The organism is Lentzea sp. NPDC006480 (assembly GCF_040611995.1).
Taxonomy (GTDB): Bacteria; Actinomycetota; Actinomycetes; order Mycobacteriales; family Pseudonocardiaceae; genus Lentzea.
Genome location: NZ_JBEXPJ010000117.1, coordinates 1 through 13761 on the forward strand (window position 1 = coordinate 1; position 13761 = coordinate 13761).

A 13761-nucleotide genomic window follows, 5' to 3' on the forward strand; every position below is an offset into this window, starting at 1 on the left:
GGCTGTGTTTCGGCACGCTGTTGAGTTCTCAAAGAACACGCGCTCACCGCAGTCACGTCAGCTTTTCGGCTGATTACTTCCGGGGCTTGTGTTGCCAGGCTCGTTCCGGCTTGTTTTCCGGCCCGTGTCGCTCTGACTTGGAGAACATTACACAGGCCGGTTTCGATCTCAAAATCGGGGGGTCCCCTAAGCCCCGGAACCGCCGCTGACCTGCACGTTCTCGACCTGGAAGACCGGATGGCGCGCAGCCTCGGCCTCGAACGCCGAGACGGGGTCACCGACCCGTGCGTCGAAGAAAGGCCTAGTCACGGGCTCCTTCACCACGTAAGCGGCCAGCACCGGCGCCGCAACGGCCGCGGAAACCTCCGTCAAACGAACCGAACGTGACCTGCGTCCCCTTCGCACGACCGCCGAGCCGGCCGCTCGCGCGTTGCGCACCCAGTCGCGAACCCCGTACGGCGCGACGAACCACTCCTGGTCGTCGAAACGCATCAGACGGATGGGGATCGTCCGCTCCACACCACTGCGACGCCCACGGATGGAGAGCAGTACGTAGTGAGAGGGCGCGATCCCGAGAGACACGGCGCCACTGATGACGACGTTGCCGACGCGGCGGATGAGGGTCGTGCGGTAGGTCTTGGCCACAACGTCAATCATGGACTCCGTGTACGACGTAGTCGTGATCGGTGGTGGCCCGGCAGGCCGTGCGCTCGCCCGCGCGTGCGCACACGAAGGCCTCGACACGGCGATCGTCGACCGCCACCCCCATCGCGTCTACACGGCGACCTACGGCGCGTGGGCCGACGAGCTCCCACCACACACACCGACCAAGACTCAAAGCACGACCGTGCGCGCCTACGCGCGCGAGGAGCACCTGATCCCACGCACCTACGTCGTCCTCGACAACGCACGACTGCACGAGCTGCCAGAACAAGTAGAGATCCTCAAGGCACCAACAGAGGCGCGCTACACCTTCAACGCCACGGGCGCGCGCAAGGGCCGTGCCGAGCAAACGGCCGTAGGCACGGTCATCGAGTCGGACAACACCGATACGACGCTGATGGACTGGCGCAACGGCGACACGTTCCTCTACACGGTCCCGCTGGGCGGCAACCGCACGCTCGTAGAGGAGACCTGTCTGGCAAGACGCCCAGGCATGCCGCTCAGCGAGCTCAGAAGAAGACTCCACACACGGCTGGAACCAGGCCCGCAAGAGGAGCGCGTCCGCTTCCCCCTTGACGCACCACGCGCACCTCACGCGTTCGGCGCAGCAGCAGGGTTCATCCACCCGGCCACGGGCTACAGCGTCGCCACTTCTCTCACGCTCGCCCCGAAAGTCGCGCAGGCCATCAAGGCCGGCGAGAACCCAGAACACGTCATCTGGTCGCGAAAAGCGCGAACAGTCCACGCGCTCCGGCGATTCGGCCTGGAGTCGTTGCTGCGCATGGACGCGGACCAGACCAGGGACTTCTTCGAACTGTTCTTCCGCCTCGACCCGGAACTCCAGCGCGCCTACCTCTCCGGCAGGGAGGACGTGAAAGGAACGACGGCGGCGATGACCGCACTGTTCAGAGCGGCTCCGCTACGCCTCAAAGCGAAGCTGATCCTCTGAACGAACTCCCAGCGTGAGCACCGGATCACCGAGAGCAGCCACGCCGTGGCGGATCTCCGCCAACCTCGTGAACACCTGGTAAACCCACTTTCCCGCAGGTCATTCGCACCGGCACGATCTGAGACGTGCCCGCATTGCTGGATGACGTCAGGTTCGCCTTCCAGCCGCTGTTCAACCTGAACACCGGGGGCGTCGTCGCGGTGGAGGCTCTGGCCCGGCCGCACGACGGCAGCGTGCAGGATCTCCTCCAGGCCGCCTTCCAGGCCGGACTGCTGGCGAACGCCGACGTCGGACTCGCTTGTCGCGCCATCCGTTCCGCGGCCGACTTCAACCTCATGCTGCCGTTGCACGTGAACCTGCTAGCGATCACCGTCGCGGACAAGCCCGAGATCATGAGCCCGCTCTACGGCGCGCTCCGGGACTCCGGCCGCTCCCCCGACAGCATCGTGATCGAGATCGGCGAGCCGTACTCACGTGCCAACCGCGCCCGTCTCGCGCGCGGGATGCAGACGCTGCGCAACAACGGCTTCCGGATCGCGCTCGACTGCGTGGGCGAGGGCGACGTGCCGCTCGGCCTGCTGACCAGCGCCTCACCCGACTACGTGAAGCTCGACCGCGAGATCGTCAGGAGCCTCCCAGGCGACGCGGCGCGCGGTGCGCTCGTCAAGTCGTTGGTGCACCTCGGCGAGTACACGGGCGGTCAGGTCGTGGCCGAAGGTGTGGAGACCGAGGCCGAGCTGACCTACCTGCGCAAGCTGGGAGTGGGCTACGCGCAGGGCAAGCTGCTCGCACCTCCGCAGCGACGGCCGGCGGTGAACGCCCGCATCGCACCTGAGGCGGTCACCGAGACCGGGGAGATCCGCCGCAACAACACCGGCCCGCGGATCACCGCGTTCCTGCACCCCGCGACGACCCTGCACGAACACGCCACCAGCGAAGAGGTGCGCGAGGTCCTGGCGAGCCAGCCGTCGGTCACCGGCGTGGTGCTGGTGGACGACGAGGGCCGCCCGAAGTGGTCCGTGGACCGCAACAGGTTCCTGCTCGCGGTCACCGGGCCGTACGGGCACGCCCTGCACGCCAAACGAGAAGCCGCACGGCTCGCGGACAAGCCCCACATCATCGGCACGGAGTCGTCGGCGCTCGACCTCCTCGACGTGGTGGCGAGCGCGAACCGTGAGCGCACCAACGACGACCTCATCGTCGTGGACCACAACGAGCGGTGCATGGGCGTCGTGCGCGTGGCGGACGTTGTGCGCGGTGTCGCCGAGCTGAAGGTCGAGCAGGCGGCCGCGCTCAGCCCGCTGACCAGGCTCCCCGGCAGCGACGCGATCTCCACGGAGGTCGACCGGCGCATCGAGCTCGGCGAGATCTTCGCGGTGTCCTGGCTGGACGTCGACAGCTTCAAGCTGGTGAACGACACGGTCGGGTTCGCGGCCGGCGACGACCTGATCCGCGAGATAGGGCACGACCTGGCGGACCTCGCGCACGCGTTCCCCGGTGTGCAGGTCGGCCACGTCGGTGGGGACGACTTCCTGATTCTCGCCGGGCTGGACGAAACGGTGCCGCTGAGTGCTCGTTTGCTGGACAAGCCGTACACGGCAGAAGGACGACACATCACCCTCTCTCTTGCGACCCTTATCTGTGCACCGGGGTCAGTGGGGTCGTATCGCGAGGTGTCACGGTTGCTGGCACCCGTCAAGGAGCACGCGAAGTCGCTAGCCGGGTCGAGTTGGGTCATGGGCCGGCCGGGCACCGATCGACGCGACGTGCTGAGGGGTGTCGCGCAACGCGCGGTGAGCTGAGAAGTACAACCGAACGCCTCCTGTGCGACGACCTGATCACTCATAGCATCGAGGTCGCTACTCAGCGCACAGGAGGTTCGGCGTGCAGGTCGGCAGCAGAACTCAAGCGGTACCCGCGCAACGCACGAGCATGGACGGCCTCCTCACCGTTGGGGTGGAAGAAGAGTTCGTTCTCGTCGAGTCCTCGACCGGGCACTTGGCCAACCGTGCCAACGAGGTTCTCGCCGGAGCCGACCGCTACCAGGTCGACCTGCAGCCGGAAATCGCGCAGTACCAGGTGGAATCGGCCAGCGGCATCTGCACCGACATGAGCGAGCTGCGTGACGAACTGGCCGTCGCGCGCCGGGCGCTGATCGAACGGGCGGCGAGGCACGACGCGAGGCTCGCCGCGACCGGGACTCCCGTGCTGGGCCTGACGATGCCCACGCCGTTGACGAACTCCCCTCGCTACCACCGGATGGCGCAGGAGATGGGAGCGCTCACCAACGACCTCGCGATCTGCGGCTGTCACGTGCACGTCGGGTTGCCAGACGACGAGTCGAAGATCTTCGTGAGTAACCACCTGCGGCCGTGGTTGCCGACTCTGCTGGCACTCGGCGCGAACTCGCCTTACTGGCTCGACGCCGACACGGGCTACGCGAGCTGGCGCTACGTCGTCTGGAATCGTTGGCCCACTTCGGGTGCGCCGCCGCATTTCGACTCCGCGGCCGAGTACTACGCGGCCCGGGAGGAGATCGTCGCGAGCGGCGCGGCGATGGACGCCGGGATGCTCTACTGGGACGTCCGGCTGTCCGCGCGCCACCCCACGCTGGAGCTCCGCGTCTCGGACGTGGCGCCGACCGTCGAGGAAGCCGTCCTGATGGCCGCTCTGGTGCGCGGAATCGCCGCCACCGCACTGAGTTCCGGTGCCGCGCCCACGCCGATCCCTCCGCACCTGCTGAAGGTCGCGATGTGGCGGGCCGCGCGCGACGGACTGGAAGGCTTCGGCATCGACCCGGTCACCGGTTCGCCCACTCCCGCGTCCACGATCGCGGCGTCGTTGCTGCGGTGGATCCGGCCGGCGCTGGAGTTCTCCGGGGACTACGAGTTGGTGAGCGACGGCGTCGACCGGCTGCTGCTCGACGGCACGGGTGCGGCTCGCCAGCGGAGGGCGTTCGCGCGGCGGGGCAGACTCGACGACGTGGTGGGATTCCTGGTCGCGCAGACTGCACCGGCCTGATCTTCACTCGATCGGGTACATCTTCAGTCGGCTTGGTGTGCCTCCAAGCCCGCATCCGGTAGTTAGTCCCCGTGGCCACCCCCATCTGGGCACCGGGAGTGAACGGTCCGGAGAAACCCAACACCGCGCGCGTCAGGGACTACTGGCTCGGCGGCACCCACAACACGGAGGCCGACCAGGAACTGGCGGCCCACCTCGTGTCCGCGGCACCGCACCTGCCTTACCTGTGCCGCACGCACCGCTCGTTCCTGGGCAGAGTCGTCAGCAGACTGACCGCGCTGGGGATCCGGCAGTTCCTCGACCTGGGTTCCGGCCTGCCGACCGCGGACAACGTGCACCTCGTCGCGCCCGACGCGCGCGTGGTGTACGTGGAGATCGACCCGGCGGTGGCGAGCGAGGGCCGTGCGCTCGTCGCGGGGAATCCTCGCGTGTCGTACCTGTGCGCCGACCTGTGCGATTCGGAGAAGGTGCTGGAGTCGGTGGAGGTCCGCACGACGCTGGACCTGTCCGAGCCGGTCGCCGTGCTGGTGCTGGACGTGCTGCACTTCGTGCCCGACTCGGCCGAGCCGCACAAGGTGCTCGCCAAGTACATGGACGCGCTGGCGCCCGGCAGTTACCTCGGGCTGTCGCACACGTGCCGCGACCCGTTCATGCTGGCCGCGGTGGGGCTTTTCGGGGCCATGTACGAGGATCAGCCGCTGCCGTCGTTCACGTTCCGGTATCCGGAGCAGGTCGTGCAGTTCTTCGACGGCATGGAGATCCAGTCGCCGGGCGTGGTGCCGATTCCGTTGTGGGATCCGGATCCCGACGAGATCCAGGACCGGAACCCGGAGAACTTCCAGGGCTGCGGCGGACTGGCGCGCAAGATCTAGGCGAGGAGCGGGATCGCGGCCAGCACGATCGTCGACACCACTGCCATCGACATGCCGTAACGCAGCTGCTGCTTGGCCGTCGGCAGGTCGCGCGCCAGCAGGAACGCCGAGCACGCCGCCACGCCCACCGCGGCCCACATCCACCCGAACCTGAACCACAGACCGCCGCCGACCAGCAACAGGCCGCCGACCGTGAGCTGGGTGGTCGCGTTGACCGCATGCCTTGTGCCGTAGACGACTGCGGGCGTGTTCGAACCGACGCGGGCGTCGCCGACGCGGTCCGGCACGGCCCACCACAGCGCTCGGCCGGTCGCCAGCGCGGCGACGCCGGAGAAGACGAGCCACACCGCCGGGTCCGCCTGTCCCCCGGCGGCCGCATACGCTGTCACGCTCGGCAACAGGCCCGCCGCGATCGCGAGTACGACCGGGCCGGAATAGCCACGGCGTTTCAACCTGATCGGTTCGAGGTTGTACGCCAGGTACAGGGCCAGGATCAGCCCGACACCGACCGCGACCCGCCACGACACGGCGATCGCCAGCGCCTCCGCGAAGATCATCTCGAAGATCGCCAGCGCGAGGACCTTCCGCGTGCCGATCTCCTGCACCGCTTGAGCCAGATGGCGTTTCTCGGCGGTGTGGATGTCGTTGCGGACGTCGGCGTAGGCGTTCAGCGGGTTGCCGGAGATGATCGCGACGAAGTTGGCGAGCACCGCGATGATCACGGCGAGGTCGAATCTCGTCGCATAACAGGCACCCCAGGCGGCGCAGCACGCGTAGTGCACGCCGAAGGGGTGTTCCAGCCGGTGGAGGTAGGTCAGCGCCGGCACGTGGCCACCATCGCGAGGCTCGGCGGAGGTGCCATCGCGGCACCCCGCAGCTGGGGTGTGCAGTGGGTGCTGTTGAGCCGGATGCGCTTGTGCCGCAGCAACGCCCGGACGATCGTGCGGATCTCCGTCAGCGCCAGGTCCTTGCCGGGGCAGTGCCGGACTCCCCCGCCGAACGGGAAGAACGCGCCGGGCGGTGGCGGCTTTCTCGTCGGGTCGAACGTGTGCGGGTGGTCGTAGCTGGCGGCGCGGCGGTGCGCGAGGTAGATGCTCGGGGTGATCACCATGCCGTCGTCGCTCATCCTGTTCCCGGCGAGCGCGGCCGGTGGAGAGAGCCTCAGCGACTCCATGATCGTGGCTTCGAGCAGGTTTTCGTCGCACAGGCCAGGGTTCTGGTCGATCCAGTACAGGGTCCACGCGGTGGCGCTCGCGGTGGTCTCGTGGCCGGCGAAGAGGAGTGAGACGACCTGGTCGCGCAGGTCTTCCTGAGGCAGATAGGCGGCGAGCGCCGGTGGTTCGGCGGTTCTGGCTCTGTGCAGGAGCATTCGGTCGAGGTGCGGGTCGAACCTGGTGGTGCCGGGCGTCAGGTATCTGTGGGCGAGGGTGCGGACTCGGCTGTTCAGGCGGCGGTCCAGCCAGCGGGTGAACGCTTGGAGCAGTTCCTCGTCGTCCACGCCGAAGACGATGCGGCCCATGATTCCGAGGGTGAGTCTTCTGGTCCAGTTCGGGAGGCTCACCGGGTCGGCCGGTAGTTCCGCGATCGCGCGGTCGACCATCTCGTCGATCAGGGCCTGGTACCTGCTGCCTCGCAAGACGGGTGCGAGGGTGCGGCGGTATCTCGTGTGCTCGTCGCCGTCGAGCCAGAGCACGGATCTGGTGCCCAGCAACGGGCTCAGCGTGCGGCTCGGCGGGTGGCGCAGCTCGCGGTCGTGGCGGAAGAGCGCGGCCATGACGTCCGGGTGCCAGACCAGCCAGCGCCTGTCCCTGAGCTTGATCATGCCGTCCTCGAAGTCCTGCACCGAGTCCAGGAACGGGATCAGGTGCAGTGCGAACCGCAGCTCAGTCCGGTTCATCGGCACACCGCGCAGGCGAGGTGGAGCGCTGCCATGCCCTCAGCTCTGATGATTCTCGTTGGGGCGTAAAGGTCTTTGTCGTGCCACAGCGGCGGGTGCTCCCGGTCGCCCCACTCCTGCATGAACCTGGCGCCGCGGGTGATGGCCTTCGTGGTGTCCCGTTGTGAGTGCGACAGGATTCTGATGGCGTAGGCCGTTTCCTCGTAGGTGCCAACCCAGCGGCCCCACGAGCCGTCGGTTCTCTGCGTCCGCAGCACCCAGTCGACCGCCTTTTCGTTGCCGTGCAGGGCGTTCGTCACGCACGCGGTCGCGTAGTAGGGCGAGGCGTGCCACTTGTCGCGCCAGCAGCCTTCTGGTTCCTGCATGTCTCTGAGCCATTCCTCCAGTTGTTCGTCTTCCTTGAGTGCCTGCAGGGCGTGGGCGTTCGTGCTGGTGGACGGGGTGCGCTCGTGGGGGAAGCAGGCGAAGTGGCGGGCTTCCCGGTAGCGGTTGAGCACCTCGGTCGGTCGCGGGCTGTCGCACAACGCGAGGGCGTGCAGCGCGGTGGCGGTGTCGTCGGCGTCGGCGGGGAGTCCTGGTCCGCCGGCCGCGCCTGCCGCGGTGAACCTGATCTGCTCGATCATGGGGTCGGGGACGTCGAGGCCGGCGGACTTGAGGGCGACGATGATCCAGGAGCGTTCGAAGAGCGGGACCGGAACGCCTGCGGGGACCGGGCCGTTGTGTCTTCTTTGGACGGTTTCGAGGTAGTCGAGGCTCTGGCTCGGCGTCGGTCTCCGCAACTGGGTGGCGGTGGCGGCGGGGCTGGCGGCGACGATGCCGTCGACCGTGGTGACCTCCGGGCGCGGGCCGAAGATTTCGAGGGTGTGCCAGAGCTTTTCTGGCAGCGGGCGATGTCTGAGGGCGTGCAGCGGGCGCGGGTCGAGCGGGGTGCGCAGACCGAGCCGTTCGGCGAGCGCGGGCACGATGAGCTCGACGGCGACCGTGTCGGGCAGTGTGAGCGGCCGGCTGAACAGCTTTCTGAGTGCCTCAAGCCCTCTTCTCGCCGCCGGGTGGCGATGCAGTGCGTCCACCGCGCTCAGCGTCGGGACCAGCGCGTACTCGCCGGGTCCGCCCCACGTGCCGTCCGGGTTCTGGGTGTCGATGAGGTAGCGGATTCTGGCGTGGTGGCCTTCGAGCCACGGTGCCAGCGCGACGAGTCTGCCGGTCTCGTACACGGACGGTGTGACACCGCTCCAGGGATCGGCGGTCAGTTCCGCTAACAGGTTCATCGCGGCCCCCGGAGATAGCAACTGCGTAACCGTAGGACCACAGAGAGTAGCACTTTGGACCATTGGGCCCGCAAGCGTTTAGGCCGTTCAGCGGACCACCCTGCAGAGTGGTTTAGCCGGGCGGATCCTGAGGGACATGACCACAGCACGCGAGATCATGCACCCCGGAGTGCGGTGCGTGGACGAGGACGCAAGTTTGCTGGACGCCGCCCGCATGATGCGGGACCTCGACGTCGGATCCCTGCCCATCTGCGGCAAGGACGACCGGCTGCACGGCATCATCACCGATCGCGACATCGTGATCAGGGCCGTCGCCGCGGGCCTGGACCTGGCGACGACCCGCGCCGGCGAGTTCGGCGGCCACGTCCACTGGGTCGAAGCTTCGGACGACCTGGCGCACGTGCTGGAAACCATGGGAGACAACCAGATCCGGCGGCTGCCGGTGATCGAGAACCACCGGCTGGTCGGGATGGTGTCCGAGGCGGACCTGGCTCGGCACCTGCCGGAGGACAAGCTGGCGTCGTTCGTGGAACGGGTCTACGCCTGACGGCCGTGTTCCAGGTAGCGGGTCTCGCCTGATTCCCGGGCTCGCAGCGCTTCCTTGACGCGGCGCGCGAGTCTGGGGATCAGGCGATCCGGCACTTCCGCTGGTCGCACGAACTCGCAGGACCTGAGTTCCGCTGCCTGGAGGCGGATCGCGGCCGGGTCGGTGATCAGGCCGCCTTCGAAGGCGAACAGGATCCGGTCGTCGTCCTGCTGCGGTGCCCAGTCGACGACGAGCAGCCGGCCGGGCTCCTTGATCAGGCCGAGCTCTTCTTCGATCTCGCGCCTGCAGGCTTCGCGCGGGGTCTCGCCTCGCTCGATCACGCCGCCGGGGATCTCCCAGTGCGGCTTGTACGTGGGTTCGACGAGCAGGATGCGGTCCTCGTCGTCGAAGAAGAGGGCGCCGGCGGCGGAGATCGGTCTGCTGCTGTGATCCACAGCTCCCTTTGTACTCAGTTCCAGGGTGCGAAGTACCTGTGGCCGCCGCAGCTCGTCGAGATACAAACCCGGACCTCGATGTTCTGCGGTCTCCTGATGGGCAGCGCTCCTGAGCTGAACGATCCCGCGTCGTCGCAGTGGCGTTCCGGCGACGACTTCCACGGCTCGTCCATGAGGCTGTACTCGAGCCTGATGTCCCGCCGCGGCCCGCCGCAGTTCGAGCGCAGGTCGCCGGTGACCGTGTAGGTGTTGTCCGACATGCGCGACACGGCACCCCTGAACGTCACGTTCTGGCCGTCCCACCGGTGTTCGATGGAGAACTCGATGTGCCGCTCGACCTTCGGTCCGGCGTGGGAAGGCAGGTCGCAGAGCATCAGGGCCATCGTCACGAGCAGCGCCGAGAGAGTCCGCATGTGATGGGACGTTAGAAACCAAACGTCAGCCCCGCTCGCCCCCACGAGCGGCGTTTCACTCGAAGGTGGCTTGGTCGTCCGGCCAGGGTTCGAACCTGGGACCCTCTGTTTGTAGGACAGACGCTCTTCCGCTGAGCTACCGGACGTTGGTCGTCCCGCCAGGACTTGAACCTGGGACCTACCGCGTATCAGACGGACGCTCTCTCCAGCTGAGCTACGGGACGACAGTGGAAGACGAGGGTGTCGAACCCTCCAGGGCGATCTTGCAAGGATCACCTGCGCGCCGGCGCGTCCCCCTTCGATGTTCAGTTGTGTGGTGCCCTCACCAGGATTCGAACCTGGACTGGACGCGTTCTGAGCGCGTTGCCTCTCCCGTTGGGCTACAAGGGCGTGCGGATCCGGGGAGTCGAACCCCGACTGTCATGGCCCTCAACCATGTGCCTCTACCAGTTGGGCTAGATCCACTTCAGTGCGAGCGGCCGGAGGGCATCGAACCCTCTGCTTCGGTTTGGAAGACCGACGTGTCCGCCGAGTTCACCACGACCGCGTATTCACTTTGTTGCGCACCGACGGAAGGAGTCGAACCCTCGGGAAACGGGTTTGGAATCCGTTCCGCTTCCAAAGCTCGTCGGCATTCTTGGGCAGGGCAAAACAAAAGCCGCCTGGGTTTCCCCTTGGCGGCTCCGAGGTCAGGACCTGCTACGAGGTCATGGCCTGGAACCCCACGCCAGCACCAGAAGGCAACCGGCGAGGAAGGCGAGAATTCGCCATCCCGCGAGCTGAGCCTTGGCAAGCATGTCTTCCTCCGGTTGATCTCTGTCGTTCGTGATGGGATCAAGTTATGCGACGGCCACGCGGGCCCGCAACGCATTTAATTGCGTTCCAGATGGTGGATTGTTGCGGCACAGGTCACTTGCGGGGCAACGGCGGACCGCTGGCCTCGACAATCGCGGCCCGCACGAAAGCGAGGCCGAAGTTCGGGACGGCCGGCCTCACCGCCTCTTCGATGCTCCGTGTCACCTCGGCGCGGTCGTTCAGCACCTGCGCGAACGTGTAGCCCGCCACCACCGCGGCGATCAGGCCGGGCATCGCCTCAGCCTGCCAGTCCTCCAGTTCCTTGCCCACGAGCGCGGTGCCGTACCGCACCGGGTCGGTGACCTCCATGACGAGGCGCACGGTCACGACGACCGAGGTGTTCTCCAGGGCGCGGACCTCGACCGGTTTCTGCGTGAGGACGACCGGTTCGTCGACTCGGAGTTTCAGCACACGGGTGTCACCGTGGGGCAGTCGCCAGTACCGGCCCGGCACGTCGTAGACGCGGTCGACTCGCCTCGAGCCCAAGCGGTAGGTCACCACGACCTCGCCTCGCCTGATGTGCGACGAGAAGATGCTCAGCACGATCACCGACAGCAGAAAGACCCAGAAGGCGCCGAACAGCCCGAGGAACGCGAAGAGCAACAGCATCCCGATGATGTCCACGTAGACCTGTCGCGGCCCGGGTCAAGCGCGCAACACGCAGAAACGGCGCACACCCTGATGGATGCGCGCCGTTCGGCAAAACGAGAACCTCAGACGGTGAAGCCCAGTGCGCGCAGCTGCTCGCGGCCGTCGTCGGTGATCTTCTCCGGGCCCCACGGCGGCATCCACACCCAGTTGATGCGGAAGTCCGACACGAGGCCACCGCCCCCACCGCCGGTCAGGGCCGCGCGGGTCTGGTCCTCGATGACGTCGGTCAGCGGGCAGGCCGCGGACGTCAGCGTCATGTCGATGGTGGCGACGTTCTTCTCGTCGACGTGGATGTCGTAGACGAGACCCAGGTCGACGACGTTGATGCCGAGCTCAGGGTCGACGACGTCGCGCATCGCCTCTTCGACGTCGTCCAGTGCGGCGACGTCAGCCTTGGGCTCGAAGACCGGCATGCCTTCGGCGCCCCGGACTACCTCTTCAGAACCGGTGCTCATGCTGCTCCCTGGCTTCGTGCTACTGCGTCTTTGAACGCCATCCAGCCCAGCAGCGCGCACTTCACGCGCGCCGGGTACTTCGCGACGCCGGCGAAGGCGATGCCGTCCTCCAGGACGTCCTCGTCCGGCTCGATCTGGCCGCGGCCCTGCATCAGCTCGACGAACGCGTCCAGCTTCTTGAACGCCTCGCCCACCGGCTTACCCACGACCAGGTCGGTCAACACCGACGTCGAGGCCTGGCTGATCGAGCAGCCCTGGCCGTCGTACGAGACGTCCCGCACCACGTCGTCACGCACCAGAACGCGCAACGTCACCTCGTCGCCGCAGGTCGGGTTGACCTGGAACGACTCCGCGTCGAACGGGTCGCGCAGGCCTCGGCCGTGCGGGTTCTTGTAGTGGTCCAGGATGATCTCCTGGTACATCTGCTGCAGCTGCATCAGGCGACCCCGAAGAACTTCTGCGCTTCACGGACGCCGTCGACCAGTGCGTCGACCTCGTCCAGCGTGTTGTACAGGTAGAACGTCGCGCGCACCGACGACTGGGCGTTCAGGCAGCGGTGCAGCGGCCACGCGCAGTGGTGACCCACGCGGACGGCGATGCCCAGGCTGTCGAGCACCTGGCCGGCGTCGTGCGGGTGGACGCCCTCGATCTCGAACGGCACGGCGCCGCCCCTGTCGACCGCGTCGGCAGGGCCGATCAGCCGGACACCCTTGATGCCCGCAAGACCTTCCAGCGCGGCAACGGTCAGCGCGTGCTCGTGCGCGTGGATCCGTTCCATGCCCACGATCGAGAGGTAGTCCACCGCGGCGCCCAGACCCACGGCCTGGGACGTCATCGGCGAACCCGCCTCGAACCGCTGCGGCGGCGGCGCGAACGTCGAGCCCTCCATCTTCACCAGCTCGATCATCGAGCCGCCGGTGATGAAGGGAGGCAACGCCTCCAGCAGCTCGCGCCGTCCGTAGAGGACACCGATACCGGACGGGCCGAGCATCTTGTGGCCGGAGAACGACGCGAAGTCGACGCCCAGAGCATGAAAATCGACCGGGCCGTGCGGAACGGACTGGCACGCGTCCAGCACCGTGAGAGCGCCGACCTTCTGCGCGGCCGCGACCAGCAGGGAGACCGGGTTGATCACGCCGGTCACGTTCGACTGGTGCGTGAACGCCACGACCTTGGTGCGCGGAGTGATCACGCTGTCCACATCGGACAGGTCGAGACGACCGTCCGGGGTCAGCTTGAACCACTTCAGCGTGGCGCCGGTCCGGGCAGCGAGCTGCTGCCACGGCACGAGGTTCGCGTGGTGCTCCATCTCGGTCACGACGATCTCGTCGCCGGGGCCGACGACGAACCGCGCGGCCTCGGGACCGGACGTGGCGGCGTTGCTCATCGCGTACGCCACGAGGTTGAAGCTCTCGGTGGCGTTCTTGGTGAAGACCAGCTCACCGAAGTCGACGCCGACGAAGTCCGCGATGCGCTGACGCGCACCCTCGTACGCGTCGGTCGCTTCCTCCGCGAGCTGGTGGGCACCCCGGTGGACCGCGGCGTTCGAGGTCTGCAGGAATGCCTTCTCCGCGTCCAGAACCTGCGTCGGGCGTTGCGAGGTGGCGCCGGAGTCCAGGTAGACCAGGCGCTTCCCGTCACGAACGGTGCGAGACAGGATCGGGAAGTCCGCCCGAAGAGCGGTTACATCCAATGGTGCTGCGGTGGTGGTCACAGCGCCTCCTCTCAACACCTAC

15 protein-coding genes and 5 tRNA genes are annotated in these 13761 nt (G+C 67.3%); 5 read left to right on the forward strand and 15 right to left on the reverse strand.

Features of this window, described 5'->3' with window-relative positions; translation table 11 throughout:
* Nucleotides 1-186 precede the first annotated feature (186 nt).
* Nucleotides 187-657 carry a nitroreductase/quinone reductase family protein gene (locus ABZX92_RS33020; protein ID WP_355568104.1) on the reverse strand — a complete coding sequence of 157 codons (471 nt, stop codon included), beginning with the start codon at nucleotides 655-657 and terminating at the stop codon, nucleotides 187-189.
* A 7-nt stretch (nucleotides 658-664) separates the two neighbouring features.
* Between ABZX92_RS33020 and ABZX92_RS33025 the strand changes: the two genes are divergently transcribed.
* The 4 genes from ABZX92_RS33025 to ABZX92_RS33040 all read left to right on the forward strand — a co-directional run bounded on the left by ABZX92_RS33025 (nucleotide 665) and on the right by ABZX92_RS33040 (nucleotide 5505).
* On the forward strand, nucleotides 665-1612 hold the full coding sequence (locus ABZX92_RS33025; RefSeq protein WP_355568107.1) for a lycopene cyclase family protein: 948 nt from the start codon (nucleotides 665-667) through the stop codon (nucleotides 1610-1612).
* Between the two features lie 125 nt (nucleotides 1613-1737).
* Nucleotides 1738-3414 (forward strand): GGDEF domain-containing protein, encoded by a 1677-nt coding sequence (locus ABZX92_RS33030; RefSeq protein WP_355568110.1) that lies wholly within the window; start codon nucleotides 1738-1740, stop codon nucleotides 3412-3414.
* A 130-nt stretch (nucleotides 3415-3544) separates the two neighbouring features.
* Nucleotides 3545-4633 (forward strand): glutamate--cysteine ligase, encoded by a 1089-nt coding sequence (locus ABZX92_RS33035; RefSeq protein WP_355568112.1) that lies wholly within the window; start codon nucleotides 3545-3547, stop codon nucleotides 4631-4633.
* Between the two features lie 71 nt (nucleotides 4634-4704).
* Nucleotides 4705-5505 carry an SAM-dependent methyltransferase gene (locus ABZX92_RS33040; protein ID WP_355568114.1) on the forward strand — a complete coding sequence of 267 codons (801 nt, stop codon included), beginning with the start codon at nucleotides 4705-4707 and terminating at the stop codon, nucleotides 5503-5505.
* On the opposite strand, the gene ABZX92_RS33045 is transcribed toward ABZX92_RS33040, so the two are convergent.
* From ABZX92_RS33045 to ABZX92_RS33055, 3 genes are read right to left on the reverse strand one after another with little or no spacing between them, the layout of a single operon-like run.
* Nucleotides 5502-6332, reverse strand: a complete 831-nt coding sequence (locus ABZX92_RS33045) for a UbiA family prenyltransferase (protein ID WP_355568117.1) — start codon at nucleotides 6330-6332, stop codon at nucleotides 5502-5504. The two genes, ABZX92_RS33040 and ABZX92_RS33045, sit on opposite strands and share 4 nt — an antisense overlap.
* A complete protein-coding gene (locus ABZX92_RS33050) occupies nucleotides 6320-7402 on the reverse strand; it encodes a cytochrome P450 (protein ID WP_355568120.1) in 1083 nt (360 codons plus the stop codon). The genes ABZX92_RS33045 and ABZX92_RS33050 overlap by 13 nt, the downstream gene beginning before the upstream one ends.
* Nucleotides 7399-8670, reverse strand: a complete 1272-nt coding sequence (locus ABZX92_RS33055) for a prenyltransferase/squalene oxidase repeat-containing protein (protein WP_355568123.1) — start codon at nucleotides 8668-8670, stop codon at nucleotides 7399-7401. Before ABZX92_RS33055 ends, ABZX92_RS33050 begins: the two co-directional genes overlap by 4 nt.
* Before the next feature lie 136 nt (nucleotides 8671-8806).
* On the opposite strand from ABZX92_RS33055, the gene ABZX92_RS33060 reads away from it, so the two are divergent.
* On the forward strand, nucleotides 8807-9217 hold the full coding sequence (locus ABZX92_RS33060; protein ID WP_355568125.1) for a CBS domain-containing protein: 411 nt from the start codon (nucleotides 8807-8809) through the stop codon (nucleotides 9215-9217).
* Here ABZX92_RS33060 and ABZX92_RS33065 read toward each other — a convergent pair.
* The 11 genes from ABZX92_RS33065 to ABZX92_RS33115 form a co-directional block, all read right to left on the reverse strand.
* Entirely contained in the window at nucleotides 9208-9651 is a 444-nt protein-coding gene (locus tag ABZX92_RS33065; protein WP_355568128.1) for an NUDIX hydrolase, read from the reverse strand. The genes ABZX92_RS33060 and ABZX92_RS33065 overlap by 10 nt on opposite strands.
* Before the next feature lie 14 nt (nucleotides 9652-9665).
* Nucleotides 9666-10064, reverse strand: coding sequence for a hypothetical protein (locus ABZX92_RS33070; RefSeq protein ID WP_355568131.1), 399 nt, complete (start codon nucleotides 10062-10064; stop codon nucleotides 9666-9668).
* 71 nt (nucleotides 10065-10135) lie between these two features.
* A tRNA-Val gene (locus ABZX92_RS33075) sits at nucleotides 10136-10210 on the reverse strand.
* A 1-nt stretch (nucleotide 10211) separates the two neighbouring features.
* Nucleotides 10212-10288, reverse strand: a tRNA-Ile gene (locus tag ABZX92_RS33080).
* A gap of 90 nt (nucleotides 10289-10378) precedes the next feature.
* Nucleotides 10379-10454, reverse strand: a tRNA-Leu gene (locus ABZX92_RS33085).
* Between the two features lies 1 nt (nucleotide 10455).
* A tRNA-Leu gene (locus tag ABZX92_RS33090) sits at nucleotides 10456-10529 on the reverse strand.
* A 9-nt stretch (nucleotides 10530-10538) separates the two neighbouring features.
* Nucleotides 10539-10611: transfer RNA gene (locus tag ABZX92_RS33095), tRNA-Gly, on the reverse strand.
* A 362-nt stretch (nucleotides 10612-10973) separates the two neighbouring features.
* Nucleotides 10974-11543, reverse strand: coding sequence for an SPFH domain-containing protein (locus ABZX92_RS33100; protein WP_355568133.1), 570 nt, complete (start codon nucleotides 11541-11543; stop codon nucleotides 10974-10976).
* Nucleotides 11544-11632: 89 nt separating this feature from the next.
* Nucleotides 11633-11983: a metal-sulfur cluster assembly factor gene (locus ABZX92_RS33105; RefSeq protein WP_355568168.1), complete on the reverse strand. Its 351-nt coding sequence runs from the start codon at nucleotides 11981-11983 to the stop codon at nucleotides 11633-11635.
* Between the two features lie 38 nt (nucleotides 11984-12021).
* The gene (gene sufU / locus ABZX92_RS33110) at nucleotides 12022-12462 is read right to left on the reverse strand and encodes a Fe-S cluster assembly sulfur transfer protein SufU (protein ID WP_355568136.1); all 441 of its coding nucleotides are present in this window, start codon (nucleotides 12460-12462) and stop codon (nucleotides 12022-12024) included.
* A complete protein-coding gene (locus ABZX92_RS33115; protein ID WP_355568139.1) occupies nucleotides 12462-13739 on the reverse strand; it encodes a cysteine desulfurase in 1278 nt (425 codons plus the stop codon). The genes sufU and ABZX92_RS33115 overlap by 1 nt, the downstream gene beginning before the upstream one ends.
* Nucleotides 13740-13761 lie beyond the last annotated feature (22 nt).

Excerpts from the sequence above, each read along its gene's own strand:
- ABZX92_RS33020 (WP_355568104.1), bottom strand. The coding sequence starts at position 657 with ATGATTGACGTTGTGGCCAAGACCTACCGCACGACCCTCATCCGCCGC.
- ABZX92_RS33035 (WP_355568112.1), top strand. The coding sequence starts at position 3,545 with ATGGACGGCCTCCTCACCGTTGGGGTGGAAGAAGAGTTCGTTCTCGTC.
- ABZX92_RS33050 (WP_355568120.1), bottom strand. The coding sequence starts at position 7,402 with ATGAACCGGACTGAGCTGCGGTTCGCACTGCACCTGATCCCGTTCCTG.
- ABZX92_RS33055 (WP_355568123.1), bottom strand. The coding sequence starts at position 8,670 with ATGAACCTGTTAGCGGAACTGACCGCCGATCCCTGGAGCGGTGTCACA.
- ABZX92_RS33060 (WP_355568125.1), top strand. The coding sequence starts at position 8,807 with ATGACCACAGCACGCGAGATCATGCACCCCGGAGTGCGGTGCGTGGAC.
- ABZX92_RS33070 (WP_355568131.1), bottom strand. The coding sequence starts at position 10,064 with ATGCGGACTCTCTCGGCGCTGCTCGTGACGATGGCCCTGATGCTCTGC.
- ABZX92_RS33105 (WP_355568168.1), bottom strand. The coding sequence starts at position 11,983 with ATGCCGGTCTTCGAGCCCAAGGCTGACGTCGCCGCACTGGACGACGTC.
- sufU (WP_355568136.1), bottom strand. The coding sequence starts at position 12,462 with ATGCAGCTGCAGCAGATGTACCAGGAGATCATCCTGGACCACTACAAG.